Annotated in this window: 24 protein-coding genes; 11 read left to right on the top strand and 13 right to left on the bottom strand. The window is 73.0% G+C overall.

All coding sequences use genetic code 11. From position 1 onward, the window contains the following. Window positions 1-347: 347 nt before the first annotated feature. From proC to EIZ62_RS13850, 5 genes are all read right to left on the bottom strand, one after another. Window positions 348-1,157 carry a pyrroline-5-carboxylate reductase gene (gene proC, locus EIZ62_RS13830; protein ID WP_156692989.1) on the bottom strand — a complete coding sequence of 270 codons (810 nt, stop codon included), beginning with the start codon at window positions 1,155-1,157 and terminating at the stop codon, window positions 348-350. A gap of 59 nt (window positions 1,158-1,216) precedes the next feature. After that, window positions 1,217-1,954: an ABC transporter permease gene (locus EIZ62_RS13835; protein ID WP_156692990.1), complete on the bottom strand. Its 738-nt coding sequence runs from the start codon at window positions 1,952-1,954 to the stop codon at window positions 1,217-1,219. Next, window positions 1,951-2,718: an ABC transporter ATP-binding protein gene (locus EIZ62_RS13840; RefSeq protein WP_156692991.1), complete on the bottom strand. Its 768-nt coding sequence runs from the start codon at window positions 2,716-2,718 to the stop codon at window positions 1,951-1,953. The genes EIZ62_RS13835 and EIZ62_RS13840 overlap by 4 nt, the downstream gene beginning before the upstream one ends. 82 nt (window positions 2,719-2,800) lie before the next feature. Further along, a complete protein-coding gene (locus EIZ62_RS13845; RefSeq protein ID WP_156692992.1) occupies window positions 2,801-3,319 on the bottom strand; it encodes a hypothetical protein in 519 nt (172 codons plus the stop codon). A 47-nt stretch (window positions 3,320-3,366) separates the two neighbouring features. Continuing rightward, a complete protein-coding gene (locus EIZ62_RS13850; RefSeq protein WP_425281816.1) occupies window positions 3,367-3,696 on the bottom strand; it encodes a peptidase in 330 nt (109 codons plus the stop codon). Window positions 3,697-3,845: 149 nt separating this feature from the next. Here EIZ62_RS13850 and EIZ62_RS13855 point away from each other — a divergent pair, with 149 nt between their 5' ends. Beyond that, window positions 3,846-6,074, top strand: a complete 2,229-nt coding sequence (locus EIZ62_RS13855) for a protein kinase domain-containing protein (RefSeq protein WP_156696379.1) — start codon at window positions 3,846-3,848, stop codon at window positions 6,072-6,074. On the opposite strand, the gene ilvD is transcribed toward EIZ62_RS13855, so the two are convergent. The 4 genes from ilvD to EIZ62_RS13875 all read right to left on the bottom strand — a co-directional run bounded on the left by ilvD (window position 6,075) and on the right by EIZ62_RS13875 (window position 10,486). Next, window positions 6,075-7,928, bottom strand: coding sequence for a dihydroxy-acid dehydratase (gene ilvD, locus EIZ62_RS13860; RefSeq protein WP_156692993.1), 1,854 nt, complete (start codon window positions 7,926-7,928; stop codon window positions 6,075-6,077). It abuts the gene before it with no gap. 137 nt (window positions 7,929-8,065) lie between these two features. After that, window positions 8,066-8,674, bottom strand: a complete 609-nt coding sequence (locus EIZ62_RS13865; RefSeq protein WP_156692994.1) for a TetR/AcrR family transcriptional regulator — start codon at window positions 8,672-8,674, stop codon at window positions 8,066-8,068. Between the two features lie 28 nt (window positions 8,675-8,702). Next, window positions 8,703-9,509, bottom strand: coding sequence for a sugar phosphate isomerase/epimerase family protein (locus tag EIZ62_RS13870; protein WP_156696380.1), 807 nt, complete (start codon window positions 9,507-9,509; stop codon window positions 8,703-8,705). A gap of 44 nt (window positions 9,510-9,553) precedes the next feature. Continuing rightward, entirely contained in the window at window positions 9,554-10,486 is a 933-nt protein-coding gene (locus EIZ62_RS13875; RefSeq protein ID WP_156692995.1) for a Ppx/GppA family phosphatase, read from the bottom strand. A gap of 39 nt (window positions 10,487-10,525) precedes the next feature. Between EIZ62_RS13875 and EIZ62_RS13880 the strand changes: the two genes are divergently transcribed. Continuing rightward, complete coding sequence (locus tag EIZ62_RS13880; RefSeq protein ID WP_156692996.1) at window positions 10,526-11,410, top strand: DUF3109 family protein; 885 nt, start codon at window positions 10,526-10,528, stop codon at window positions 11,408-11,410. A gap of 34 nt (window positions 11,411-11,444) precedes the next feature. On the opposite strand, the gene EIZ62_RS13885 is transcribed toward EIZ62_RS13880, so the two are convergent. Next, window positions 11,445-13,190 carry a BACON domain-containing protein gene (locus tag EIZ62_RS13885; RefSeq protein WP_156692997.1) on the bottom strand — a complete coding sequence of 582 codons (1,746 nt, stop codon included), beginning with the start codon at window positions 13,188-13,190 and terminating at the stop codon, window positions 11,445-11,447. Window positions 13,191-13,397: 207 nt separating this feature from the next. Here EIZ62_RS13885 and radA point away from each other — a divergent pair, with 207 nt between their 5' ends. Beyond that, window positions 13,398-14,813, top strand: coding sequence for a DNA repair protein RadA (gene radA, locus EIZ62_RS13890; RefSeq protein ID WP_156692998.1), 1,416 nt, complete (start codon window positions 13,398-13,400; stop codon window positions 14,811-14,813). Between the two features lie 457 nt (window positions 14,814-15,270). Beyond that, on the top strand, window positions 15,271-16,395 hold the full coding sequence (gene disA / locus EIZ62_RS13895) for a DNA integrity scanning diadenylate cyclase DisA (protein WP_156692999.1): 1,125 nt from the start codon (window positions 15,271-15,273) through the stop codon (window positions 16,393-16,395). Between the two features lie 55 nt (window positions 16,396-16,450). Here the strand turns inward: disA and EIZ62_RS13900 are convergent, their stop codons facing one another. Continuing rightward, window positions 16,451-17,293, bottom strand: coding sequence for a hypothetical protein (locus EIZ62_RS13900; RefSeq protein ID WP_156693000.1), 843 nt, complete (start codon window positions 17,291-17,293; stop codon window positions 16,451-16,453). Window positions 17,294-17,429: 136 nt separating this feature from the next. On the opposite strand from EIZ62_RS13900, the gene EIZ62_RS13905 reads away from it, so the two are divergent. From EIZ62_RS13905 to cseC, 6 genes are all read left to right on the top strand, one after another. Further along, window positions 17,430-18,107, top strand: a complete 678-nt coding sequence (locus EIZ62_RS13905; RefSeq protein WP_156693001.1) for a phosphatase PAP2 family protein — start codon at window positions 17,430-17,432, stop codon at window positions 18,105-18,107. Between the two features lie 25 nt (window positions 18,108-18,132). Further along, window positions 18,133-19,044 (top strand): HhH-GPD family protein, encoded by a 912-nt coding sequence (locus tag EIZ62_RS13910; protein WP_156693002.1) that lies wholly within the window; start codon window positions 18,133-18,135, stop codon window positions 19,042-19,044. Window positions 19,045-19,302: 258 nt separating this feature from the next. Continuing rightward, window positions 19,303-19,887 carry a SigE family RNA polymerase sigma factor gene (locus EIZ62_RS13915; protein WP_156693003.1) on the top strand — a complete coding sequence of 195 codons (585 nt, stop codon included), beginning with the start codon at window positions 19,303-19,305 and terminating at the stop codon, window positions 19,885-19,887. Further along, on the top strand, window positions 19,875-20,594 hold the full coding sequence (locus tag EIZ62_RS13920) for a hypothetical protein (RefSeq protein ID WP_425281817.1): 720 nt from the start codon (window positions 19,875-19,877) through the stop codon (window positions 20,592-20,594). The genes EIZ62_RS13915 and EIZ62_RS13920 overlap by 13 nt, the downstream gene beginning before the upstream one ends. Window positions 20,595-20,633: 39 nt before the next feature. Further along, window positions 20,634-21,347, top strand: a complete 714-nt coding sequence (cseB, locus tag EIZ62_RS13925) for a two-component system response regulator CseB (RefSeq protein ID WP_156693004.1) — start codon at window positions 20,634-20,636, stop codon at window positions 21,345-21,347. Beyond that, on the top strand, window positions 21,344-22,669 hold the full coding sequence (gene cseC, locus EIZ62_RS13930; protein WP_156693005.1) for a two-component system sensor histidine kinase CseC: 1,326 nt from the start codon (window positions 21,344-21,346) through the stop codon (window positions 22,667-22,669). The genes cseB and cseC overlap by 4 nt, the downstream gene beginning before the upstream one ends. A gap of 113 nt (window positions 22,670-22,782) precedes the next feature. Here cseC and EIZ62_RS13935 read toward each other — a convergent pair whose 3' ends face one another. After that, window positions 22,783-24,435: an MDR family MFS transporter gene (locus tag EIZ62_RS13935; protein ID WP_156693006.1), complete on the bottom strand. Its 1,653-nt coding sequence runs from the start codon at window positions 24,433-24,435 to the stop codon at window positions 22,783-22,785. Between the two features lie 104 nt (window positions 24,436-24,539). On the opposite strand from EIZ62_RS13935, the gene EIZ62_RS13940 reads away from it, so the two are divergent. Beyond that, window positions 24,540-25,106 carry a TetR/AcrR family transcriptional regulator gene (locus EIZ62_RS13940; RefSeq protein ID WP_156693007.1) on the top strand — a complete coding sequence of 189 codons (567 nt, stop codon included), beginning with the start codon at window positions 24,540-24,542 and terminating at the stop codon, window positions 25,104-25,106. A gap of 3 nt (window positions 25,107-25,109) precedes the next feature. Here EIZ62_RS13940 and EIZ62_RS13945 read toward each other — a convergent pair whose 3' ends face one another. After that, the gene (locus tag EIZ62_RS13945; RefSeq protein WP_156693008.1) at window positions 25,110-25,823 is read right to left on the bottom strand and encodes a M23 family metallopeptidase; all 714 of its coding nucleotides are present in this window, start codon (window positions 25,821-25,823) and stop codon (window positions 25,110-25,112) included. Window positions 25,824-26,025: the final 202 nt, after the last annotated feature.

Raw genomic sequence — 26,025 nt, forward strand, 5'->3', positions numbered from 1 at the left:
TTGTTCTTCGCTTTCGCGTTTCCCTTTCCGGCGGTTCCGACTCTATCAGATCCTTTCGGGCCTGATTCCCAGTCAGAGTGGGATGTCTTTGCGGCTGTTGGGCCGTTCCGACGAGTGAGACTTTAGCGGATTCCTCGGCTCCGACGCTAATCGGGGCTTCGCTCGTTCGAACGTGGATTCCGCATTTCGCAAAAGCGCACGGAAAGCAGGGCGACAGATGTCGCTCGCTTGGAGTGGTTCTTGCGGAATGGCTGTCCGGGGACCGACCGGGGTCGGCGCTCACGTCGGACAACCCGGAGAACACTACGGACCGGGCAGGGGCGTGTCAACCCCGGCCCGGGGCCCGGTCAGCCATTGCCGGTGGCCAGTTCTCGGCTGCGGTCGCGGGCGGCTTCGAGGGCGGCGATGAGGGCCGCGCGTACCCCGTGGTTCTCAAGCTCCCGGATGGCGCTGATGGTGGTGCCGGCCGGGGAGGTCACGGCCTCGCGGAGCTTCACGGGGTGCTCGCCGCTGTCGCGGAGCATCACCGCGGCGCCGATGGCGGCCTGGACGATCAGGTCGTGGGCCTGGGCGCGGGGCAGGCCGAGGAGGATGCCGGCGTCGGTCATCGCCTCGACGAGGAAGTAGAAGTACGCCGGGCCCGAGCCGGAGAGGGCGGTGGCGGCGTCCTGCTGGGACTCCGGGACGCGGAGGGTCTTGCCGACGCCACCGAAGATCTCCTCGGTGTGGGCGAGGTGGTCACCGGTGGCGTGGCCGCCCGCGGAGATGACGGACATCCCCTCGTCGACGAGGACGGGGGTGTTCGGCATGACGCGGACGACCGGTGTGCCGGTGGGGAGGCGTTCCTCGATGAAGGTGGTAGTGATGCCGGCCGCGGCGCTGATGACGAGGCGGTCGGGGGTGACGTGGGGGCCGAGTTCGTCGAGGAGCTTGCCCATGTCCTGGGGCTTCACGGCCAGGATGAGGGTGTCGGCGCGCTTGGCGGCCTCGGCGTTGGTGACGGTCTCGACGCCGTAGCGGGCGCGGAGTTCCTCGGCGCGGTCGGCCCTGCGGGTGGTGACGAGCAGGTGGGCGGCGGGCCAGCCGGCCCGGATCATGCCGCTGAGCAGGGCTTCACCGATCTTGCCGGTACCGAGGACTGCGACGGTCTGGGTCATGGCTCCATCCTCGCACCGGGGGCGGGGCCGGCGCGGCGGTGTCCGATGGGCGGGCGGTGTCACGCGGTGCGGCGGCGGAGGGTGGCCGCGCCGAGGACGAGGACGGCCAGGGCGCACAGGGCGACGACGAGGGCGTCGTGGACGAAGTCGGCGGTCATGTCGGTGTGCCGGAGGACCTCGTTCATCCCGTCGACCGCGTACGACATGGGCAGGACGTCGGAGAGGGTTTCGAGGGCGGGCTGCATGGTGTCGCGCGGCGTGAACAGGCCGCACAGGAGCAGCTGGGGGAAGATCACGGCCGGCATGAACTGGACCGCCTGGAACTCGGAGGCGGCGAAGGCCGAGACGAACAGTCCGAGCGCGGTTCCGAGCAGGGCGTCGAGCAGGGCCACCAGGAGGAGCAGCCAGGGGGAGCCGGTGACGGTCAGGTCGAGGATCCAGAGGGCGGTGCCGGTGGCGAGGGCGGACTGGACGACGGCGAGCAGGCCGAAGGCCAGGGCGTAACCGGCGATGAGGTCGGCCTTGGCGAGGGGCGTGGCGAGGAGGCGTTCCAGGGTGCCGGAGGTGCGTTCGCGCAGGGTGGCGATCGAGGTCACCAGGAACATGGTGATCAGCGGGAAGATGCCGAGCAGGGAGGCGCCGATGGCGTCGAAGGTGCCGGGGCTGCCGTCGAACACGTACCGGAGGAGCGTGATCATGACGACCGGGACCAGGAGCATCAGGGCGATGGTGCGGGGGTCGTGACGCAGCTGGCGCAGGACGCGGGCGGCGGTGGCGAGGACTCGGGAGGCGTTCATCGCCGGCCTTCCTGGAGGGCGTTGGCGGCGTCGACGAGGCGGAGGAAGGCCTCTTCGACGGTGGGGGTGTCGTTGCGGCGGCGCAGGGCTTCGGGGGTGTCGTCGGCGAGGATCCGGCCGTCGCGCATGAGGAGGAGGCGGTCGCAGCGCTCGGCCTCGTCCATGACGTGCGAGGAGACGAGGATCGTGGTGCCGCGGTCTGCGGCGATGTGGTGGAAGAGGTCCCACAGGTCGCGGCGGAGGACGGGGTCGAGGCCGACGGTCGGTTCGTCGAGGACGAGCAGGTCGGGGGTGCCGAGCAGGGCGACGGCGAGGGACACGCGGCTGCGCTGGCCGCCGGAGAGGTTTCCGGCGAGGGCGTCGGCGTGCGGGGTGAGGTCGACGTCGGTGATGGCGCGGGTGACGGCTTCGGCGCGGGTGTCGCGGTGGTGGCGGCCGGGGAGCAGGACGGCGGCGAAGTAGTCGAGGTTCTGCCGGACGGTGAGGTCGTCGTAGACGGACGGTGCCTGGGTGACGTAGCCGATGCGGGCGCGGAGGGTGGGGTGGCCGGCGGGGCGGCCGAGGACGTGGAGGGTGCCGGTGACCTTGGCCTGGGTGCCGGCGATGGCGCGCATGAGGGTCGACTTGCCGCAGCCGGATGGGCCGAGGAGGCCGGTGGTCCGTCCGGTCGGTACGGAGAAGTCGAGGCCGCGCAGGACGGTGCGGGGGCCGCGTACGACGGTGAGGTCCTGTGCCTCGACGGCGTGACCCGTAAAATTCACCATGTGGTGAATATGGGGTCCGCGGAAGCGGGACGTCAAGGAGGAGGGCGTCGGGGAGGACGTCGTCAGGGAGGAGGGCGGCGCCTCAGGGGCGCTGGGGCTTCTTCTTCCGGGTGGCCGGGTTGCCCGTACGGGCCGAACGGCGCTTCTCGTACCGGGCGAGGGCCGTCTCGTACTCGGAGCGCAGCAACTTCTCGCCGGGCGCCTCGGTGAGGGAGCGGAGGAAGTACGCGAGGAGGGAGCCGATGAAGCCGATCGCCTTCAGGCTGCGCAGCGCGTCCTCGCGGGCCGGGTCGGCGGGCCGGCGGGTGAAGCCCTGCCACGTCCGGCCGAAGGCGATGGAGGTGCACACGGCGAACATGACGACGAGCAGGCCGTTGACGAAGCCGCCGACGTCGGCGACGGCCAGGCCCTCGTAGGCGAACCGGAGGACGAACGCGCCCGCCACGGCCGCGGCGAGCGAGCCGGCGGCGACCCCGGCGCGCCGCAGCCCGTATCCGCCGTCGTGGCCGACCCAGGTCGTGCCGAAGAAGCGGATGGGCTCGGGCTGCGGCCCGGCCGGGGTGCTGGTGGTGCTGTCGGTACTGCTGGTGTGGTCGCTCACGGGGTCGATTATCCCCGGGCGGCCCCCTTCGCCGGTGGTGCCGGCCGTCAGGAGCAGCGAACGGCGACGTAGCCGTCGCTGCCCGTGTTCACGTAGGCGTCGGCGACCCACTGGCCGTTGCCGATGTTGTCCCAGAGGTTGGAGGTGCCGTACGGGCCGACGACCCTCGTGCCCGGCTTCTGGCAGTTGATCGGGACGCGTACGCCTTCGGGCAGGACCTTGACCAGGCCATACCCGGTGCCCGGGCCGCTGCGGACGTTGAGCCGGCAGCCGGGCGCCACCGGGTAGCGCGGCACGGCGAACGCCTCCGCCCCGGCCGCTTCCGCCCCCGCGCTCTCCGTGTTCGCCATGTTCTCCGTGGTGTTCTCGGTGGCCATACGGCCCTCCCCCGTCCGGGCGCGTACCCCGTGCACGCGCGCCGCGCGCAGGCTAACAAGCCCCAATGGCCTCGCACGCATCATCGACTAGGCTCCGTGCGTCGCGCTGGACGCGGGACGCGCGCGGACGAACACACACGGGGGTGGCGATGCCGCCGTTGCGCAGGACCGGACCGGTTCCGGAGCACCAGGGCGCCGCGGACGCTCCGGAAGCGGAGCATCCGCAATACGCCGGGCGGTACCGGCTGGAGGAGTGCCTGGGGTCGGGCGGCATGGGGGTCGTCCACCTGGCGAGGTCCGGTTCGGGGCTGCGCCTCGCGGTCAAGGTGGTCCATGCCGAGCACGCCGCGGATCCCGAGTTCAGGGCACGTTTCCGGCAGGAGGTCGCGGCCGCCCGGCGGGTCAGCGGGGCGTTCACCGCACCCGTCGTGGACGCGGACCCGGACGCCGCCCGGCCCTGGATGGCCACCCTGTTCATCGACGGGCCCACCCTCTCGGAGCGGGTGAAGCGGAACGGGCCGCTGGGCGCCGCGGAACTGCGCGGTGCCGGTGCCGGACTCGCCGAGGCGCTGCGCGACATCCACCGGGCCGGCGTGGTGCACCGCGACCTGAAGCCCAGCAACGTCCTGCTGGCCGCGGACGGGCCGAAGGTCATCGACTTCGGGATTTCGCGGCCGGCCGACAGTGACCTGCGTACGGAGACGGGGAAGCTGATCGGTACGCCGCCGTTCATGGCGCCCGAGCAGTTCCAGCGCCCGCGCGAGGTGGGACCGGCGGCCGACGTCTTCGCGATGGGCGCCGTACTGGTCCACGCGGCGACCGGGCGCGGGCCGTTCGACTCCCATTCCCCGTACGTCGTCGCCTACCAGGTCGTCCACAACGAGCCCGACCTGGCCGGCGTCCCGGAGCACCTGGTCCCGCTGCTGAGGCGCTGCCTGGCGAAGGACCCCGCGGAGCGGCCCACGGCGGACGAGGTGCTGGGCGAGCTGCGCGCCGGTGAACCCAGCGCCGCGGTTGGGCCGGGCGCCGTGGTTGGGCCGGGTGCCCCGGTCGGGCCGGGTGCCGCGGTCGCGGGCGGCACCTCGCGAACGGCCCACACCTCACGTGCCACCAGCACCCCGCGCCCCTCCGCCGCCCCTTCGCGCCGCCGCCCCCGGCTGCGCTGGGCCGCCGGGCTCACCGTGCTCGCCGCGGTGGTCACGGGCGGGGTCGTCGGGGTGAGCGGCATGGCGGACGACCCAGCCACGAGGACCGTACGAGCCCAACAGGACGGCACCGTAAGCACGTTCCGGCCCTGGTCCGTCGCCCTGGGCACCGCCGGCGGCGAGAACCGCACGCCCCTGTGCGCCGCCCCGGCCGGCCCCACGGACGCGTCCGCCCCCACCGCCCTCTACTGCACCGCCCCCGGCGTCAAGGCGGCCCGCGTCCGCCCCACCGACGGCAGCACCGCCTGGCTGATCCCGACCGACGCGACCGACGCGACCGCATCAACCGACGCGACCGAGGCGCCCGTGCTGTCGGGCGGGCTGGTCCATGTGGTGGCGCCGGGCCGGGCCCGCCTGGAGGCCCTCGCTCCGGAGACCGGCGCCACCCGGTGGAGCCGGAACGTCTCCGCGTACGCGACCGTCCTGCACGCGGGCGACACCGTGCTGCTCGTGGCGGCGGACGGGGCGGTGCGCGCGCTGGACGGTGCCACGGGCGACGAGCGCTGGCGCGGGCGGTTCGCGGCGCGCGGTGCGCAGTGGGTGGCCGGCCGCGATGCCGTGTACGCCGCGACGGCGTCACCCGACGGGGCGTCCACGCTGGTCAGGGCGGTCGACCCGGCGGACGGGCGGGTGCGGTGGACCAAGCGGACGAGCGGTGCGCTCAGTCCCGTACAGGCTTCGGAGGACGGGCTGCTGCTCCTGTCGACCGATGCCGATCTGTACACCGACGCGGTCGTGACGCTGGACGCGGACGGGCGGGCCGTCCGGCGCGTGCCGCTCACCGTCCGGGCGGACCAGGCGCAGGCGGTGAGGGCGGGCGACACGGTGTACGTGATCGGGTCGGGCGGTTCGCTCGCGGCCGTGGACACCGGCCGTGCGGCGGGCGGCGCGGGGCAGGCGCAGCGCTGGCGTCTGGAGACGGCGGTGACGCGCGCGTCCCGGCCGGTCGTGTCGGGCGGGCACCTCTACCTGGCGGCGGCCGACGGGCGGTTGCTCGCGGTGGACGCCGGGCGGGGCGTACTGCTGGGGATGACCAAGCCGCGGATGGACGGCGGCCGGTACACGTTCGCGCCGCTGCTGCCGGCGCCGGCCGTGGCGAACGGCACGGTGTTCGCCACGGCGCCCGACGGGTCGGTCTTCGCCGTGGCGGCGAAGGACCCGACCCGTTGGTGATCAGCCGAGCTTGCTGACGTCCCGGATGGCGCCCTTGTCGGCGCTGGTGGCCATCGCCGCGTACGCGCGCAGGGCCGCCGAGACCTTGCGCTCGCGGTTCTTCGGGGCGTACGCGCCGCCGAGGGCGTCACGGCGGGCGGCCAGGGTGGCGTCGTCGACGAGCAGGTCGATGCTGCGGTTGGGGATGTCGATGCGGATCCGGTCGCCGTCCTCGACGAGGGCGATCGTGCCGCCGCTGGCCGCCTCGGGGGAGGCGTGGCCGATCGACAGGCCCGACGTACCTCCGGAGAAGCGGCCGTCGGTGATCAGCGCGCAGGCCTTGCCCAGGCCCCGGCCCTTCAGATACGAGGTCGGGTAGAGCATCTCCTGCATGCCGGGGCCGCCCTTGGGGCCCTCGTAGCGGATGACGACGACGTCGCCCTCCTTGATCTCCTTCAGCAGGATCTTCTCGACGGCCTGCTCCTGCGACTCGCAGACGACGGCCGGGCCCTCGAAGGTCCAGATCGACTCGTCGACACCGGCGGTCTTCACGACGCAGCCGTCGACCGCCAGGTTGCCCTTCAGCACGGCGAGGCCGCCGTCCTTGGAGTAGGCGTGCTCGGCGGAGCGGATGCAGCCCTCGGCGGCGTCCACGTCCAGCGTGTCCCAGCGCTCGGACTGCGAGAACGCCTCGGCGGAGCGGACGCAGCCCGGGGCCGCGTGCCACAGCTCGACGGCCTCGGCCGACGGCGAACCGCCGCGCACGTCCCACGTCTTGAGCCAGTCGGCGAGGGAGGAGCTGTGGACGGAGTGCACGTCCTCGTTGAGCAGCCCGGCGCGGTGCAGCTCGCCCAGCAGGGCGGGGATGCCGCCGGCGCGGTGCACGTCCTCCATGTAGTACGTACGGTCCTTGGCGACGTTCGGCGCGACCTTGGCCAGGCAGGGCACACGGCGGGAGACGGCGTCGATCTCCGTCAGGCCGAAGGGGACGCCCGCCTCCTGGGCGGCCGCCAGCAGGTGCAGGATCGTGTTGGTGGAGCCGCCCATGGCGATGTCGAGGGCCATGGCGTTCTCGAACGCGGCGAACGTGGCGACGTTGCGCGGCAGGACGGACTCGTCGCCCCGGGCGTAGTACCGGTCGGTGAGCTCGACGACCGTGCGGGCGGCGTTCTCGTAGAGGGCGCGGCGGGCGGTGTGGGTGGCGAGCGTCGAGCCGTTGCCGGGGAGGGACAGGCCGATGGCCTCGGTCAGGCAGTTCATCGAGTTGGCGGTGAACATGCCGGAACAGGATCCGCAGGTCGGACAGGCGTTCTCCTCGATGCGGAGGATGTCGGCGTCCGAGATCTTGTCGTTGACGGCGTCGGAGATCGCGTCGACCAGGTCGAGGGTGCGGACCGTGCCGTCGACCAGGGTGGCGCGGCCGGACTCCATGGGGCCGCCGGAGACGAAGACCGTGGGGATGTTCAGGCGCAGGGCCGCGTTCAGCATGCCCGGGGTGATCTTGTCGCAGTTGGAGATGCAGATCAGGGCGTCGGCGCAGTGCGCCTCGACCATGTACTCCACACTGTCCGCGATCAGGTCGCGGGACGGCAGCGAGTACAGCATGCCGCCGTGGCCCATGGCGATGCCGTCGTCGACGGCGATCGTGTTGAACTCGCGGGGGATGCCGCCCGCCTCGGTGATCGCCTGGGAAACGATCCGGCCGACCGGCTGGAGGTGGGTGTGGCCCGGGACGAACTCGGTGAACGAGTTGGCGACCGCGATGATCGGCTTGCGGCCGATGTCCGCGCCCGGTACACCGGAGGCCCGCATAAGGGCGCGGGCGCCCGCCATGTTGCGGCCGTGGGTGACAGTGCGGGACCTCAGCTCGGGCATCGTCGCTCGCTCCGCTCGCTCCTGGGAAGGGATATGTCTCCTTCGAGCGTACGCCCCGGCTCCAAGATCTGGACAGGGTGTCCGCATACCGGGACGGCCGGCTCAGTCCGCGGGCATGTCCCGGAGGCGCTCCCCGCTCACGCCTCGGTCAGGTACCGCTGGAGCGTGGGGGCGACCGTGGCCACGATCTCGTCGGGCGTCGCGGACGCCAGCGGCTCCACCCGCACGACGTACCGGAGGATCGCGATGCCGATCATGTGCGAGGCCGCCAGCTCCGCGCGGAACTTCGGATCCGGTACGTCGAGGTCGGCGGCCACCCGCTCCAGCACCCGCCGCAGCACGAACCCGCGCAGCACCTTCGCCGCCGCCTCGTGGGTGAGCGCCGACCGGATGACCGCGAGCAGCGGGGCCCGGGTGGCCGGGTTCTCCCACACGGACAGGAAGTACCGGGCGAGCCGCTCGCCGATCCCCTCGGTGGACTCGCCGAGCACCGCCGGGACGATCAGCTCGGGCTCGAAGGAGACCTCGATGGCCGCCGCGAACACCTCGTCCTTCGTACCGAAGTAGTGGTGCACGAGCGCCGGGTCCACGCCCGCGGCCTTGGCGATGCCGCGCACCGACGTCTTGTCGTACCCGCGCTCGGCGAACTCGGCGCGGGCCGCCTCCAGGATCCTGGTCCGCGCGTCCGGGCCCTCCGCCGCCTCGGCCCTGGGCGGCCGGCCCGGCCCCCTGCGCGCCCCCGTCACCGGCGGGACCCCGCCGCGGCGCCGCCGCTCACCGGACGCGCGCCGAGGAGGCCAGGTGCAGCCGGGTGAAGGCCAGGGCCTCCGCCAGGTCGGCCTCGCGCTCGGCCGCGGACATCGCGCGCCGGGTGTTGACCTCGATCACGACATGGCCGTCGAAGGAGGAGCGCGCCAGGTGCTCCAGCAGCTCGGCGCACGGCTGCGTACCGCGCCCCGGCACCAGGTGCTCGTCCTTCGCGGAACCGCGCCCGTCGGCGAGGTGGACGTGGCCGAGCCGGTCCCCCATCCGGCCGATCATGTCCATGGCATCGCTGCGCGCGGTCGCGGTGTGCGACAGGTCGATCGTGTAGTGGCGGTAGTCGTCCTTGCTGACGTCCCACTCCGGCGCGTAGGCCAGCATCTCGCGGTCGCGGTAGCGCCACGGGTACATGTTCTCCACCGCGAAACGCACGTCCGTCTCGTCCGCCATCCGCCAGATGCCGCTGATGAAGTCCCGGGCGTACTGGCGCTGCCAGCGGAACGGCGGGTGCACGACCACCGTCGACGCGCCGAGCTTCTCCGCCGCGGCCTGCGCCCGCTGGAGCTTCACCCACGGATCGGTCGACCAGACCCGCTGGGTGATCAGCAGGCACGGCGCGTGCACGGCGAGCACCGGCACCTGGTGGTAGTCGGACAGGCGGCGCAGCGCCTCGATGTCCTGGCTGACCGGGTCGGTCCACACCATGACCTCGACACCGTCGTAGCCCAGGCGGGCAGCGATCTCGAAGGCCGTCGCCGTCGACTCCGGATAGACCGAGGCCGTCGACAGTGCGACCTTCGCATCCGGGATGCGCACCACTGATTCCGACGTTTCAGCCACGGAGGACAGACTACGGGCACCCGCTAGGCGGCCGGGAGGTGGTCCAGCCGGCGCAGGATGACTCCCTCGCGCAGAGCCCATGGGCAGATCTCCAGTTCCTCGACCCCGAACAGGTCCATCGCACCCTCCGCCACCAGGGCTCCCGCCAGCAGCTGCGGCGCCCTGCCCTCGGACACCCCGGGCAGGGCGCAGCGCTGCTCGGCGGTCATGGCGGACAGCTTGGGGACCCACTCCTCCAGTGACGTACGACTCAGTACCCGCTGTACGTACTGACCCTCGCCGGAGCCCGGGGCCCCCGCCAGCCGCGCCAGCTGCTTGAACGTCTTGGACGTGGCCACCACGTGGTCCGGCCGGCCGAAGCGGGCGAACTCACCGACCGTACGCGCTATCTGCGCCCGCACGTGGCGGCGCAGCGCCTTCACGTCGGCCGCGTCCGGCGGGTCGCCGGGCAGCCACCCGGCGGTGAGCCGGCCGGCGCCCAGCGGCAGGGACACGGCCGCGTCGGGCTCCTCGTCCATCCCGTACGCGATCTCCAGCGAACCGCCGCCGATGTCGAGCAGCAGCAGCTTCCCCGACGACCAGCCGAACCAGCGGCGGGCGGCGAGGAAGGTGAGGCGGGCCTCCTCGGCGCCGGTCAGCACCTGGAGGTCGACGCCGGTCTCCTCCTTGACCCGCTTCAGCACGGCGTCGGCGTTGGTCGCGTCGCGGATGGCGGAGGTCGCGAAGGGGAGGACCTCCTCGCAGCCCTTGTCCTCGGCGGTGCGCACCGCGTCATGGGTGATGGTGACGAGCCGCTCGACGCCGTGGGCACCGATGGAGCCGTCCGCGTCCAGCAGCTCGGCGAGCCGCAGCTCCGCCTTGTGCGAATGGGCGGGCAGCGGCCTGGCGCCCGGGTGGGCGTCCATCACCAGCAGGTGCACTGTGTTCGAACCGACGTCGAGAACTCCGAGTCTCATGACCTGAACGCTACTGCGCCTGGCGCATACGCTTGGTGTGTGCCAAAGACGAAGAAGGCGAAGTCCGCGAAGCTCACGAAGCCCGCGAAGCTTGCCGTACCGGATGTTCCCGACGAAAAGGGCCTGGACTTCCCCCGTGCGTGGGTGGAGTTCCCCGACCCGGCCGACGACGAGCAGGTCTTCCGCTGCGACCTCACGTGGCTGACGTCCCGCTGGACCTGCGTCTTCGGCAGCGGCTGCCAGGGCATCCAGGCGGGGCGCGCCGACGACGGCTGCTGCACCCTGGGCGCGCACTTCTCCGACGAGGACGACGAGGAACGCGTCGCCTCCCACGTGGCACGCCTCACGCCCGACCTGTGGCAGTTCCACGGCGAGGGCACGTCGGCCGGCGGCTGGGTGCAGCTCGACGAGGACGGCGAGCGCCAGACGCGCCGCTGGCAGGGCTCCTGCATCTTCCAGAACCGGCCCGGTTTCGCGGGCGGGGCGGGCTGCGCGCTGCACATCCTGGCGCTGCGGGAGGGCCGCGAGCCGCTGGAGACCAAGCCGGACGTCTGCTGGCAGCTGCCGGTGCGGCGTACGTACGACTGGATCGACCGCCCGGACGACACCCGGGTGCTCCAGATCTCCATCGGTGAGTACGACCGGCGCGGCTGGGGACCGGGCGGCCACGACCTGCACTGGTGGTGCACCTCGGCGACGTCGGCGCACGGGGCGGGCGAGCCGGTGTACGTGACGTACCGCCCGGAGCTGACGGAGATGATGGGCAAGGACGCGTACGACGTGCTGGTGGAGCTGTGCGAGGCCCGGCTGGCGTCGCACCTTCCGCTGGTGGCCCCGCACCCGGCGGACCCGGCCGCGCCGGTGGGGCCCGCCGCCCCGGGCGCGCCGGCGGCCCCGGGGACGGCGACGAACCCGGTGACGTAGCGCCGAATCGTTCCGGCCGGCGTCCGTCGGCGGTTCAAGGCTGCGGGGTGTCCGTCGACGGGCTCGCCGTGGGCGACGCCGTGTCCGAGGGGCTGGGGTCCGGGGACGGCGGCGGCGTCGAGGGCGCGGACGGGGTCGGTGTGGGCGTCGGGTCCGGCTGCTCCGGCTCGGTCCGGGTCGGCACCGGACTCGGGGACTGCGGCGGGGACGGCGCCGGGAAGCTCGGCTCCGGGCGCGGGCCGGGACCCGGACGGGACGCCCCGTGGCCGTCGATCTCCACCACCGCGCCCGCCGGGTCGACCCCGACGCGGGCGGTCCAGGCGCCGGCGGGTTCACGGTCGTGGTCGACCGAGACGTACACCGTGACCGACCGGCCCGGGGCGAGCGTGCCGGAGGATCGGTCGGCGTACAGCCAGGGGGCGTTCGTCCACAGGGACCAGGCCACCGGCGCACCGCCCGACGCGGTGAGCGTCAGCATCGTCGTGTCGCCGCCCGACGGCTGGGCGGACACCGTGATCCGGCCGGGGCCCGCGCGCCCGGGGGCGGTGGGCGGGGGCGTACCGGTGCTGATCACCTCGACGGACACGTGGGGCGCGCCGGGGGTGGCGGAGCGGCGCCCCGGGTCGGTCCGGGCGCTGCCCGCGTTCTCGTAGTGGTCGGCCCGGCCGTCCGGCCCGCCCGCCCCCGTGCCCGGCTCGTCCGCCTCGGCAGCGCTGACCGGGGCGCCGTCGGGGCCCTCGCTCGTCGGCGCCCCGCGGTGCGCCGCCCACAGGGCGAGCACCGGCGCGGCGACCACCGTGGCCACGACGGTCGTCGTCACCGCCCGCGCGCGCATCCGGTCGCGGCGGGCGGCGTGGTCCTTGGGGTCCAGCGGGAAACCGTCCCGCCCGAATCTCGGGCCGCCCGCCCGGGTGCGCGGGACGTGCAGCATCGCGATGTACGCCGCCGCCCGGGGCGCCTCCACGAGCGGCAGCTTCGCCGGGGTGACGGACGAGCCGGGCCAGGGCCCGACCGCCCCGGCGCGCTCGGCGGCGCGGCGGCAGCGCGGGCAGTCGTCGACGTGCCGGACGAGCTCGCGGCGCAGGGTCGCGGAGAGCAGCAGTTCGTTGTCCCCGGTGAGGCGGGCCACGGCCGGGCAGGTGCCGGTCTCGACGACGGCGAGCGCGGCGCGGGTGCGCTCCACCTCGCAGGCGGCTGCGGACAGCAGCTCGCGGGTCGCGGAGGCCTCCATGCCGAGGACGGCGGCGACGTGGGGAGCGGCCAGCTGGTGGCGCACGGCCAGTTCCAGCGCCTCGCGCTGCTCGGGCGTGGTGCCGGCCGCCTCGGGCCAGGCGAGCAGGGCCAGCTCGCGGTGGCGCTGTTCGGCCGTCCCGGGGGAGACCTGGGCGGTCGGCTGCCCGGGCGCGTGGGGCGCGGCAGGGGTCGTGCGCCCCGTGTGCGCCCCCTGGGGCCGCTGCCGGCGCCGGCGCCGCTGCTCGCCGAGCTCACGCAGGCAGGCCCACCGGGCGAGAGCGTACAGCCAGGCCCTGCGCTCCGGTTCGGCGCCGGGACACCGCCCGAACTGCCGCTCGGAGATGGCCAGTACGTCCCCCAGCACCACGGTCGCCACGTCGTGGTCGCAGAGCACGGACAGGCAGTACGTGAACAGCCCGTCGAGGTACGGCTCGTACCGCGCCGGCGGGCGCTGGGACAGGGTGCGGGGCCCGCTGCGGGGCGCGCGGCGCTGTGCCCGGTGTGCGCCGGTGGTGTGCGTAGGGGTTTCCAGCCTGCTGCTCGTCACCCGGCGACCGTAGGCAGTGGACGGCACACCCTTCGCACCCCTTCTGCAGTTTTAATCCTTACGGGTGAACGTATCCCTCAAAAGGGGACAGGAAGCGCACATTCCGCGCCGGTCACCCACCAGCGCCCCTGATGTCCCGGTCGCCACCCGAGCCCCGTGGGCGCCCGGGCGGGCGGTGTTGTCAGTGGGGCCCGCTACGGTCGTCGCATGGCTGCCCGTACGAAATCCGCCAAGGACAGGCCCTCCTACCGCTGCACCGAATGCGGCTGGACGACCGCCAAGTGGCTCGGCCGCTGCCCCGAGTGCCAGGCCTGGGGCACGGTGGAGGAGTACGGCGCGCCCGCCGTCCGCACCACCGCCGCGGGGCGCGTGTCCACCGCCGCGCTCCCCATCGGCCAGGTGGACGGCCGCCAGGCCACCGCGCGCTCCACCGGGGTGGACGAACTGGACCGCGTCCTGGGCGGCGGCCTCGTGCCCGGCGCCGTCGTGCTCCTCGCGGGCGAACCCGGCGTGGGCAAGTCCACCCTCCTCCTCGACGTCGCGGCGAAGGCGGCCAGCGACGACCACCGCACGCTGTACGTGACGGGCGAGGAGTCCGCGAGCCAGGTCCGGCTGCGCGCCGACCGCATCGGCGCGCTCAGCGACCACCTCTACCTGGCCGCCGAGACGGACCTGTCGGCCGTCCTCGGCCACCTCGACGCGGTCAAGCCGTCCCTGCTGATCCTCGACTCCGTACAGACCGTCGCCTCCCCCGAGATCGACGGCGCCCCCGGCGGCATGGCCCAGGTCCGCGAGGTCGCCGGCGCGCTCATCCGCGCCTCCAAGGAGCGGGGCATGTCCACCCTGCTGGTGGGCCACGTCACCAAGGACGGCGCCATCGCCGGCCCGCGCCTCCTGGAACACCTCGTGGACGTCGTCCTGTCCTTCGAGGGCGACCGGCACGCCCGGCTGCGGCTCGTACGGGGCGTGAAGAACCGGTACGGGGCGACGGACGAGGTCGGCTGCTTCGAACTGCACGACGAGGGCATCACCGGGCTCGCCGACCCCAGCGGGCTGTTCCTCACCCGCCGCGCCGAGGCCGTGCCCGGCACGTGCCTGACGGTCACCCTCGAAGGGCGCCGACCGCTGGTCGCGGAGGTGCAGGCGCTGACCGTCGACTCGCAGATCCCGTCACCGAGGCGCACCACGTCCGGCCTGGAGACGTCCCGCGTCTCCATGATGCTGGCCGTCCTCGAACAGCGCGGCCGCATCACCGCGCTCGGCAAGCGGGACATCTACTCGGCGACGGTCGGCGGGGTGAAGCTGTCCGAGCCCGCCGCCGACCTGGCCGTCGCGCTGGCCCTCGCCTCGGCCGCGAGCGACACCCCGCTGCCGAAGAACCTGGTCGCGATCGGCGAGGTCGGCCTCGCGGGCGAGGTCCGTCGTGTGACGGGCGTCCAGCGCCGGCTCGCCGAGGCGCACCGGCTGGGCTTCACGCACGCGCTGGTACCGGTGGACCCGGGCAAGGTTCCCGCGGGCATGAAGGTCACGGAGGTCGCCGACATGGGCGACGCGCTGCGGGTCCTCCCCCGCGCCCGCCGCCGCGCCGCCCCCGCGCCCCGGGAGGAGCCCGCGCAGGGCTGACCCCCTGCGGGGGTGGGTGCTCTTGGTTGCGCCCGGTGGGTACGGTCGGGGCCCCTCCGGGCTCACCTCCTCGCCGTCGGCGGGGCGCCCATCTACTTTTCTCGCCGTATCGCGCCGCCGATCGGCTGCGGGGGCGACCCTGCACGGCCCCTCCTCGCCGCGGTCAATCACAACCGGCCCGCAGCCGGAATACGACCCGGGCCGCGGCCGTGCAGGGTCGCCCCCGCAGCGCGCTGGCGGCGATAGATGGGTTCGAACTGTCGAGACCCAAGGCCGCCGGCGCCGAGGAGGTGAGCCCGGAGGGGCCGCGGCCCACCACCCACCGGCAGGCAACCGTCCCGCAGGGGTGCACGCAGCGGTCCGAATCGGGGCGGAGCGGACGGGAGCCCGACGGGCGTGGGCGGGGTCGCTAGACTTTGCCCAGGTCTCGCCCATCCGTACGAGCCGGAGGAGTGCAGTGGCAGCCAAGGACGGGGCAGCAGCTCCCGGAAAGTCCGGCGCGGGCTCCGGCAACGAGGCGCTGATGCGCGCCTCGCTCAGTGCCGTCGCCCCGGGTACGTCGCTGCGCGACGGACTGGAGCGCATCCTCCGCGGGAACACCGGCGGTCTCCTCGTGCTGGGCATGGACAAGACGGTCGAGTCGATGTGCACGGGCGGGTTCGTGCTGGACGTGGAGTTCACCGCGACCCGGCTGCGCGAGCTGTGCAAGCTCGACGGCGCGCTCATCCTCGACAAGGACATCACCAAGATCCTCCGCGCGGGCGTGCAGCTCGTGCCGGACGCGTCGATCCCGACGGAGGAGACCGGCACCCGTCACCGCACGGCGGACCGGGTCAGCAAGCAGTGCGGTTTCCCGGTCGTCTCCGTGTCGCAGTCGATGCGGCTGATCGCCCTGTACGTGGACGGTGAGCGCCGCGTCCTGGAGGAGTCGGCCGCGATCCTGTCGCGTGCGAATCAGGCGCTCGCCACGCTGGAGCGGTACAAGCTCCGCCTCGACGAGGTGGCCGGCACGCTCTCCGCGCTGGAGATCGAGGACCTGGTGACGGTCCGGGACGTCACGGCCGTCGCGCAGCGCCTGGAGATGGTGCGCCGGATCGCCACGGAGATCGCCGAGTACGTGGTGGAGCTCGGCACGGACGGGCGGCTGCTCGCCCTCCAGCTCGACGAGCTGATCGCGGGTGTCGAGCCCGAGCGGGAGCTCGTGGTCCGCGACTACGTACCGGAGCCGACGGCCAAGCGGTCGCGTACGGTCGCCGAGGCGCTCACGGAGCTGGACGCGCTGAGCCACGCCGAGCTGCTGGAGCTGCCGATCGTGGCGCGTGCCCTCGGTTACACGGGGTCCCCGGAGGCGCTCGACTCGGCGGTGTCTCCGCGCGGCTACCGGCTGCTGGCGAAGGTGCCGCGGCTGCCCGGCGCGATCATCGAGCGGCTCGTGGAGCACTTCGGCGGCCTGCAGAAGCTGCTCGCGGCGAGCGTGGACGACCTCCAGACCGTCGACGGGGTCGGCGAGGCGCGTGCCCGCAGCGTGCGCGAGGGACTGTCGCGGCTGGCCGAGTCGTCGATCCTGGAGCGGTACGTCTAGACCCGGCTCCCGGTCGGGCCGGGCCCCCGTCGGGCCGGGCCCCGGTCGGGCCGGGTCAGTCCTTGGTGAGGGTGAACGACGCCGGCATCACCTTCGCGCCCGGTACCGCCGCCTCGACCAGGTAGGTGCCCGGTCCGGCGGCCGGTGCGGACGGGGTCGCGCAGCGCGGTTCGCTCGGGCGGCGGTCCCATTCGACGGCGTGCGTGACGCTGCCGCGGGCGGGGACGCGCAGCAGCAGGGTGCCGGTGCCGCGCGGGCAGTCCTTCGACGACCAGACCTGGTCGGCCTCGTCGTCCTTGACGGTCAGCACGGCGGTCGTGGGCCCGAGGTCGGCCTTGCAGGTGGTGGCGGACGTGTTGCGGGCGACGAGTTCGAAGCGCGGCTTCTCGCCGGGCGCGTAACTGACCTTGGCACTGCGGAGGGTCAACTGCAGGGTGCCGGGTGCGCAGTTGGGGAGCGGGGAGTTCGCGGGGACCTGCTGTCCGGAGCCCGTGCCGCCCTGGCCGGAGACCGAGCCGGTGCCGCCCCCGTCGCCGCCGGTTCCCGCGTCCGTACCCGAACCGGTACCGCCGCCCGTGCCACCGTCCGTGCCGCCGGCACCGGGTGACGAGGTGTCGCCGTTCTTGCCGCCGTCGTCGCCGGTGCCGGCCGCCGACTCGTCGCGCCCGCCCGGCTGTTCGCTGATCGCCGGTCCGGGGCTGGACGGCCCCGGGGTGATGGTCGTGGCGGGAGCGGCTCCGTCGGAGCGGTCGCCGCCCTGGTCGCCCCGGTCGTCACCGGAGCTGACGAACCATACGATCAGCAGCGCGAGGAGCGCGACCAGGCTCGCCGCGACTGCCCTCCGTCGCCAGTAGATGGAGGAGGGAAGCGGCCCGACCGGATTGCGCAGAGATCCCACGGACGGAACTGTACGAGAGATCGACGCCAACTCCCGCCCCACCCGCCGCCTGTGCACCAAGTTTTGCCGATGATCACACTCGGAGGGCGGGGCTCGGGTCGGAGTGGGGGCCGGACGCCAGGTACCGTCCGTAGCCATGAGCCAGGACCTCTATCGCGACATCACCGACCTAGCCCACGACACCCCGGGCTGGTTGCAGCTCGTCGCCGAGCTGTGGACGGAGGCCGGTCTGCTGCTGTTCGGCGTGCTGTTCCTCGCCGGCTGGTGGCGGACGCGGACCGCCGACTCCCGGGCTCTGGCGGTGGCCGTGCTGGCCCCGCTGGGCACGGCGTTCGGTTACGTGGTCAGCGAGTTGCTGAAGTCGGTGGTGGACGAGGAGCGGCCGTGCCGGGCGGTCGCCGGGGCCGCGGCTTCGCTCGTGGAGTGCCCGCCGTACGGCGACTGGTCCTTCCCGAGCAACCACTCGGCCATCGCGGGTGCCGCCGCGGTCGCCCTGGCCCTCGCCTGGCGCGGGATCGTGTGGCTGACGGTGCCGATGGCGCTGCTGATGGCGTTCTCGCGGGTCTTCGTCGGTGTCCACTACCCGCACGACGTGGCGGCGGGTCTGGTGCTGGGCGCGCTGATGGCCGTCCTGTTCGTGAAGCTGCTGACCGGGCCGACCCGGGCGCTGGCCGATTCGATGCGGATGAGCCGGTCGGCCGTCGCCCTGTGGCTGGCCGGTGCGGGGCCCGCCGCTCGTGTGCCGGCGGCGCCGGGGGCGCCGGAACCGGCCGTGACCCGGCGGCGCCGGGAGCCGATGCACCGCCGTCCCTGAGGAACGTGCCAGGATCGGAGGTGCCATGACTGCGATCTCCTCCTCCCCCGAAGCCGGGCCCGACGCGGCCGGCCTGCACGCGCCCGTGCTGGCCTGGTTCGAGCAGAACGCCCGCGACCTCCCCTGGCGCCGCCCCGAGGCGGGCGCTTGGGGGGTGATGGTCAGCGAGTTCATGCTCCAGCAGACCCCGGTCAGCCGGGTGCTCCCGGTGTACGAGCAGTGGCTGGCCCGCTGGCCCCGCCCCGCGGACCTGGCCGCCGAGGCTCCCGGTGAGGCGGTCCGCGCCTGGGGCCGGCTCGGCTACCCGCGCCGTGCGCTGCGGTTGCACGGCGCGGCGGTCGCGATAACGGAACGGCACGGCGGTGACGTTCCGAGCGATCACGCGCACCTGCTGGCCCTGCCGGGCATCGGCGAGTACACGGCCGCGGCGGTGGCGTCGTTCGCGTACGGGCAGCGTCACGCGGTGCTGGACACCAATGTGCGGCGGGTGTTCGCGCGGGCGGTGACGGGTGTGCAGTACCCGCCGAACGCGACGACCGCCGCCGAACGGAAGCTGGCGCGGGCGCTGCTGCCCGACGACGAGGAGCGGGCGGCCCGTTGGGCGGCGGCGTCGATGGAGCTGGGCGCCCTGGTGTGCACGGCCCGGGGCGAGGACTGCGCGCGGTGCCCGATCGCGGAGTCGTGCGCGTGGCGGCTGGCGGGCAAGCCGGCCCACGACGGGCCGGCCCGGCGCGGCCAGACGTACGCGGGTACGGACCGCCAGGTGCGGGGCCGGTTGCTGGCGGTCCTGCGGGACGCGGTGACGCCGGTGGGGCAGGCCGCGCTGGACGCGGTCTGGCACGATCCGGTGCAGCGCGCCCGGGCCCTGGACGGTCTGGTGGCGGACGGGCTGGTCGAGCCGCTGGACGGCGGGCGATACCAGCTTCCGGCCGGCTGAGCCGACACCGGGATCGGGTCCGGGGTCGGGTACCGGGCCTGGGTACCGGGGCGGTGGGCGGCGGGGTCCGCGCGCCGTTCCCCGGCGTCCGGAGTGACGCTCGGTGCGTCTCCCTTTACGTAACACCATCGCTGTTACACAACCGATGGCCAGCCGTGCGTCCGCCGACGGTCTGTGCGGACAACCCCGTGACAACCGCTCCGTAGCGTCTTCCCCGTTAGGCAACAACGGGGAAAACGGGGATCGGAGGCGGTTCGGATGTCGCACGGCGAGGTGCTGGAATTCGAGGAGTACGTACGCACACGGCAGGACGCCCTGCTGCGCAGCGCCCGGCGCCTCGTCCCGGACCCGGTGGACGCCCAGGACCTGCTCCAGACGGCGCTGGCCCGTACGTACGGCCGCTGGGACGGCATAGCCGACAAGTCCCTCGCCGACGCCTACCTCCGCCGCGTGATGATCAATACGCGTACGGAGTGGTGGCGCGCCCGCAAGCTGGAGGAGGTGCCCACCGAGCAGCTGCCCGACGCGTCCGTCGACGACGCCACCGAGCAGCACGCCGACCGGGCCCTGCTGATGGACATCCTGAAGGTGCTGGCGCCCAAGCAGCGCAGCGTCGTGGTGCTGCGGCACTGGGAGCAGATGAGCACCGAGGAGACGGCCGCCGCGCTCGGCATGTCGACCGGTACGGTGAAGTCCACGCTTCACCGGGCGCTCGCCCGCCTCCGTCAGGAGCTGGAGAGCCGGGCCGTCGACGCCGACGTCCGGGCCCTGGAGCGTGACGGCCGTGCGGGGCGCGCGGACGGACGTGGCCTGGAACGGGGGCGGGAGCGGTGCGCGGCCTGAGCGCCAGAGACAGCGGGAACGGCACGAGCGGCACGAGCGGCACGGGCAGGATCCGGGCGGCGGGCACCACGGCGATGGCGGTGGCCGCCGCCGTCGGCCTGCTCACGGCCGGTTGCTCCACCGGCGGCACGGGGACCCGCGACGAGGGCGCGGCCCGGGCCGACCAGGGCACGCCGTCGAGTGCGCCGGCCCCCGCGTCGTCGGCGTCGTCGCGCATGAGGAAGGTGGACGCGGTCCAGCTGATCATGAGTGACCCGAAGGTCAGCGACCGGGTCAAGGAGGATCTGAAGCCGTGCGTGGCGGACGCCTACCCGGTGGACACCTCGTACGGGACGCTGACGGACTCTGGGGCGCCGGACGTCGTGGTGAACGTGCTGACGTGCGGGGACGCGGTGGGGGTCGGGACGTATGTGTACCGTCTCGGTGCCGCCAAGGACGACGGGAAGGGCACGGCGTACCAGAATGTCTTCTCGCTGGAGGAGCCGGCCGTGTACTCGACGATCGACCGGGGGGACCTGGTCGTCACCAAGCAGGTGTACGCGGAGGACGACCCGGTGTCGTATCCGTCCGGCGAGGACGTGATCACCTACCGGTGGGCGGGCAGCAAGTTCAGCGAGCACGACCGGGTGCACAACGAGTACAGCAAGACGGTCGGTGACGGTGAGATCGACGGCCCCGCCGAGCCGACCGCGCCCCCCAAGAACTGACCCCCGCACCTGATTCGAGAGCACGGAGAGTGGACGTCGATGGCCGAGACCCATGTCCTGTTCGTGGAGGACGACGACGTCATCCGTGAGGCCACGCAGCTCGCCCTGGAGCGGGACGGCTTCGCGGTGACGGCGATGCCGGACGGGCTGTCCGGTCTGGAGTCCTTCCGGCAGCGGCGGCCGGACATCGCGCTGCTGGACGTGATGCTGCCGGGCATGGACGGCGTGAGCCTGTGCCGGCGCATCCGTGACGAGTCGACCGTGCCGGTGATCATGCTGTCGGCCCGTGCCGACGCGATCGACGTGGTGCTGGGCCTGGAGGCCGGCGCCGACGACTACGTCACCAAGCCCTTCGACGGTGCGGTGCTGGTCGCGCGGATCCGCGCGGTGCTGCGCCGCTTCGGGCACGCGGGCGGGCCCGCGGGCACAGGCGCCGGGGACGGCGACCGTGCCGGGCACGACCAGGGCGGTGTGCTGGTCTTCGGCGAGCTGGAGGTCGACACCGACGGCATGGAGGTCCGCAGGGGCGGTGCCCCGGTGGCGCTGACGCCGACGGAGATGCGGCTGCTGCTGGAGTTCTCGTCGGCGCCGGGCACGGTGCTGTCGCGGGACAAGCTGCTGGAGCGGGTCTGGGACTACGGCTGGGGCGGCGACACGCGGGTCGTGGACGTGCACGTGCAGCGCCTGCGCACCAAGATCGGCCAGGACCGGATCGAGACGGTCCGCGGCTTCGGCTACAAGCTCAAGGCATGAGGACTCCCGCACTGCGCACCGGTGTGAGATGGAAGATCTCGATCGCCATCGCCGCCGTGGGCGCGCTGGTCGCGGTCGCGCTCAGCCTCGTCGTCCACAACGCCGCCCGGGTGTCGATGCTCGGCAACGCCCGTGACGTGCAGATGGAACGCCTGGTGTTCGCGCAGCGGATGTACGAGTCGGCCGCCAAGCCCAAGACCGACCCCAAGTTCGGGGCGAAGCTCAACGACCCGGCGCTGCCGCGCGAGCTGGACGAGCTGATGCGGGAGCGCCGGCGCGGGACGTACGTGCAGGAGCACGAGCAGGGCCCGCCGGACGTGTGGGCCGCCGTGCCGCTGGGCAACGGGGACGTCCTGTCGCTGCACAGCCAGTTCGCCAGCCGCAGCACGACGATCATGAAGGACCTGGACGAGGCGCTGATCGTCGGCTCGGTGTCGGTGGTGTTCGGCGGCTGCGCTCTGGGTGTGCTGATCGGCGGCCAGCTGTCGCGGCGGCTGCGGAAGGCGGCGACCGCGGCGGGGAAGGTCGCGCAGGGCAACACGGAGGTGCGGGTCCGGGAGGCCGTCGGCGGTGTCGTACGGGACGAGACGGACGAGCTGGCGCGGGCGGTCGACGCCCTGACGGACGCGCTGAACGAGCGGATCGAGGCGGAGCGGCGCGTCACCGCGGACATCGCGCACGAGCTGCGTACGCCGGTGACGGGGCTGCTCACGGCGGCCGAGCTGCTGCCGCCGGGCCGGCCGACGGAGCTGGTGCGGGACCGGGCGCAGGCGATGCGCACGCTGGTCGAGGACGTGCTGGAGGTGGCCCGGCTGGACAGCGCCTCGGAGCGGGCCGAGCTCCAGGAGATCGCGCTCGGGGAGTTCGTGGAGCGCAGGGTCGTCGCGCTGTACCCGGACGCGGTGGTGCGGGTGGTGCACGAGTCGTGGGTGAGCACCGATCCGCGCCGGCTGGAGCGGATACTGGGCAACCTGCTGGCGAACGCCGCCAAGCACGGCAAGGGCCCGGTCGAGGTGACGGTCGAGGGCCGGGTGCTGCGGGTCCGCGACCACGGGCCGGGGTTCCCCGAGGCGCTGCTGCGGGAGGGGCCGAGCCGTTTCCGTACGGGCGCGACCGACCGCGCCGGGCACGGCCACGGGCTGGGCCTGACCATCGCGGCGGGCCAGGCCCGGGTGCTGGGCGCCCGGCTCACCTTCCGCAACGCCGCCCCGACGGGTACGGCCCCGGGAGCGGGGGGCGCGATCGCGGTGCTGTGGCTCCCGGAGCACGCCCCGACGGCGACGGGCAGCTTCCCGATCCTCCAGCTCCCCGACACGCCCTGAGGCTTCGGTTCCGAGGTCGGTACGCCCTGACGGCGGTGACCCCGCTGTGCGCGGGGGTCACCGCCGTCGTACGTCCCGGGGGCCGGGCTTCCGGGGTCAGCCGGAGGGCGAGGTCAGACGGAGGTGTCCGCGAGCCGGCCCTCGGGGCGTGCGGGGTCCTGGTCGTCGGCGGGCGGCGCGGCCTGCGGTCCGGCGCCCTTCAGCGGGACCTCCTTGACGAAGAGGGCCGCCACGAAGGCGACGACCGCGATCGCCGCGCCCACCAGGAACGCGAGGTGCGTCCCGGACGACACGGCGAGCTGGTAGGCCTCGCGCAGCGGGTCCGGCAGCTTCTCCAGGGCCTCCGCCGTGAGCTGGGCCGACGCCTGGGTCGCCTCGCCCCCGCCGCGCTCGGCCATCTCGTCCTGCACCCGGCCGGTGAACAGCGCGCCCATGATGGCGACGCCGAAGGACGAGCCGAGCGTACGGAAGAGGGTGGTCGTGGAGGACGCGACGCCCATGTCCCGCATCTCGACGCTGTTCTGGGCGACGAGCATGGTGATCTGCATCAGGAAGCCCATGCCGGCCCCCAGCACCGCCATGTAGACGCCGGAGGTGATCCGGGAGGTGCCGGTGTCCATCTGGGCGAGCAGGAAGAGCCCGACGACCATCAGCGCGCCGCCGACGATGGGGAAGATCTTGTACTTGCCGGTGCTGGTGGTGACGCGGCCCGCGTAGAGCGAGACGACCATCATCGCGAGGAGCATCGGCAGGAGCAGCAGGCCCGAGTTGGTGGCGGACGCGCCCTGCACGGACTGCTGGTACAGCGGCAGGAAGAGCGTGGCGCCGAACATCACGAAGCCGATGAGGAAACCGATCACCGACATGAGGGTGAAGTTGCGGCTGCGGAAGATGTGCAGCGGCATGATCGGCTCGGCGGCCCGGGTCTGGACGAACAGGAAACCGGCGAGGGTGGCGACGCCGAGCGCGCTCAGTCCGACGATCATGGCCGAGCCCCAGGCGTACTCGGTGCCGCCCCAGGTGGTGACCAGGACGATCGAGGTGATGCCGATGGTCAGGAGCGCCGCACCGAGGTAGTCGATGCGGGGCTTGGTGTCGCGCCGCTGCTGGGGCAGGTGCAGTACGGCGGTGACCATGGCGAGCGCGACGGCGCCCAGCGGCAGGTTGATGTAGAAGGACCAGCGCCAGCCCCAGTGGTCGGTGATGGTGCCGCCGACCAGGGGTCCGCCGATCATGGCGAGGGCCATGACGCCGGCCATCATGCCCTGGTACTTGCCGCGCTCGCGCGGCGGGATCAGGTCGCCGATGATCGCCATGACGCCGACCATCAGGCCGCCCGCGCCCAGTCCCTGCACGGCCCGGAAGCCGATGAGCTGGCCCATGTCCTGGGCCATGCCGCTGAGCGCCGAGCCGGCGAGGAAGATGACGATCGAGGTGAGGAAGGTGCCCTTGCGGCCGTAGAGGTCGCCGAGCTTGCCCCAGATCGGGGTGGAGGCGGCGGTGGCCAGGGTGTACGCGGTGACGACCCAGGACAGGTGGGCGAGGCCGCCGAGCTCGCCGACGATCGTCGGCATGGCCGTACCGATGATCATGTTGTCCAGCATGGCCAGCAGCATCGCGATCATGAGGGCCAGGAGGACCACGCGGACGCTGCGCGGTGGTGTGTCCGGCGCGGTCACCGACGTGTCCGCGGCCGCTTCCCCGGCGTCCGCGGCCGTCTTCTCCTCCTCCGAGGTGTCCGGTGTTTTCTCCAAGGGCTCCGACATGTTCCCCCACTCCCGTTACTTACTTGCCGCCCGGCTAGTTACTAGACTGAGGGACAGTAGACCCGTCACTAGCCGGGCGTCAAGTAAGTTTCGTGGGAGCGACCATGGCCAGAGGCAACACCCGTCAGCGCATCCAGGACGTGGCCCTCGAACTCTTCGCCGAGCAGGGTTACGAGAAGACCTCGCTGCGCGAGATCTCCGAACGGCTGGAGGTCACCAAGGCGGCGCTCTACTACCACTTCAAGACCAAGGAAGAGATCCTCATCAGCCTCTTCCGCGACCTGACCCGGCCGATCGACGAGCTGATCGCCTGGGCCGGCGAGCAGCCGCGCACCCTGGAGACGAAGCAGGAGATCCTGCGCCGCTACCACGTGGCGCTCACCGGCGCGGCCCCCCTCTTCCGCTTCATGCAGGAGAACCAGGCCACCGTGCGGGACCTGAGCATCGGGGAGACGTTCAAGGAGCGCATGGTCACGCTGACGCGGCTGATCCAGGAGCCGGACTTCGCCATGGCCGACCGGGTGCGCTGCATCAGCGCGCTGTTCACCATGCACGCCGGGATGTTCTTCATGCAGCACGTCGACGGCGACCCCGAGGAGAAGCGTGATGCCGTCCTCGAGGTCGCCGTCGATCTGGTGACCAGGGCCCACCAGGGGCCCGCGCGGGGCTGAGCGTCAGATGACGACGCCCTCGGCGCGCAGGAACTTCGCCGGGTTCAGCGCGGAACCGTAGTTCGGGGTCGTACGGATCTCGAAGTGCAGGTGCGGGCCGGAGGAGTTGCCGGTGTTGCCGGACTTGGCGATGGTCTGGCCCGTCTTCACGGTCTGGCCGACGTGCACCTTGATCTTCGACAGGTGGGCGTACTGCGAGTACTGGCCGTTGGCGTGCTTGACGACGATGGCGTTGCCGTACGCCGGGCCGTCACCGCCGCCGTTCGGGCCGGCCTTCACGACGACGCCCGAGTGGGCGGCCTTGACGGTGGTGCCGACCGGCACGGCGAAGTCCTGGCCCGAGTGCTTGTGGGACCACATGGAGCCGCCCTGGTTGAAGCTGGCGGTCAGGGTGTAACCGCCGACCGGCTTGACCCAGGAGGCGGCCTTCTTGGCAGCGGCCTTCTTCGCGGCGGCGGCCTTCTTGGCGGCGTTGGCGGCGGCCGCCTTCTTCGCGGCGGCGGCCTTGGCGGCCTTCGCCTGCTGGGCGACCTTGGCCTGCGCGGCCTGGGTCTCGGCCTGGGCGGCGACGGCGGCGGCCGGGTTCGCGGCGACCGGGGTGGTCTTGCTGTCGGCGGCGAAGGCGGCACCGCCTCCGAACACCATCGACGCTCCCAGGCCGGCGGCGGCGAGAGCGACGACGGCGTTACGGCTGGGGTTGATGACGCGCTTCGACATACGGGGAAGTCCTCCAGGCAAGAACGGACCCGACGCGATGAGCACGCCGGGCGGGTTGGCTCATCCTTGGTAACCCGCGCCCCCATCTCGCCTCAAACCCCCCATCTACGACATCTGGTCGTAGTCCGGCCGGTGTGACGTGACCTCTTGACGGCGCGAGCGAACCCAGGCGGCATGCCCGATATGTCCTTAGAAAGGAAGG

This window comes from Streptomyces ficellus (genome assembly GCF_009739905.1).
Classification (GTDB): domain Bacteria; phylum Actinomycetota; class Actinomycetes; order Streptomycetales; family Streptomycetaceae; genus Streptomyces; species Streptomyces ficellus_A.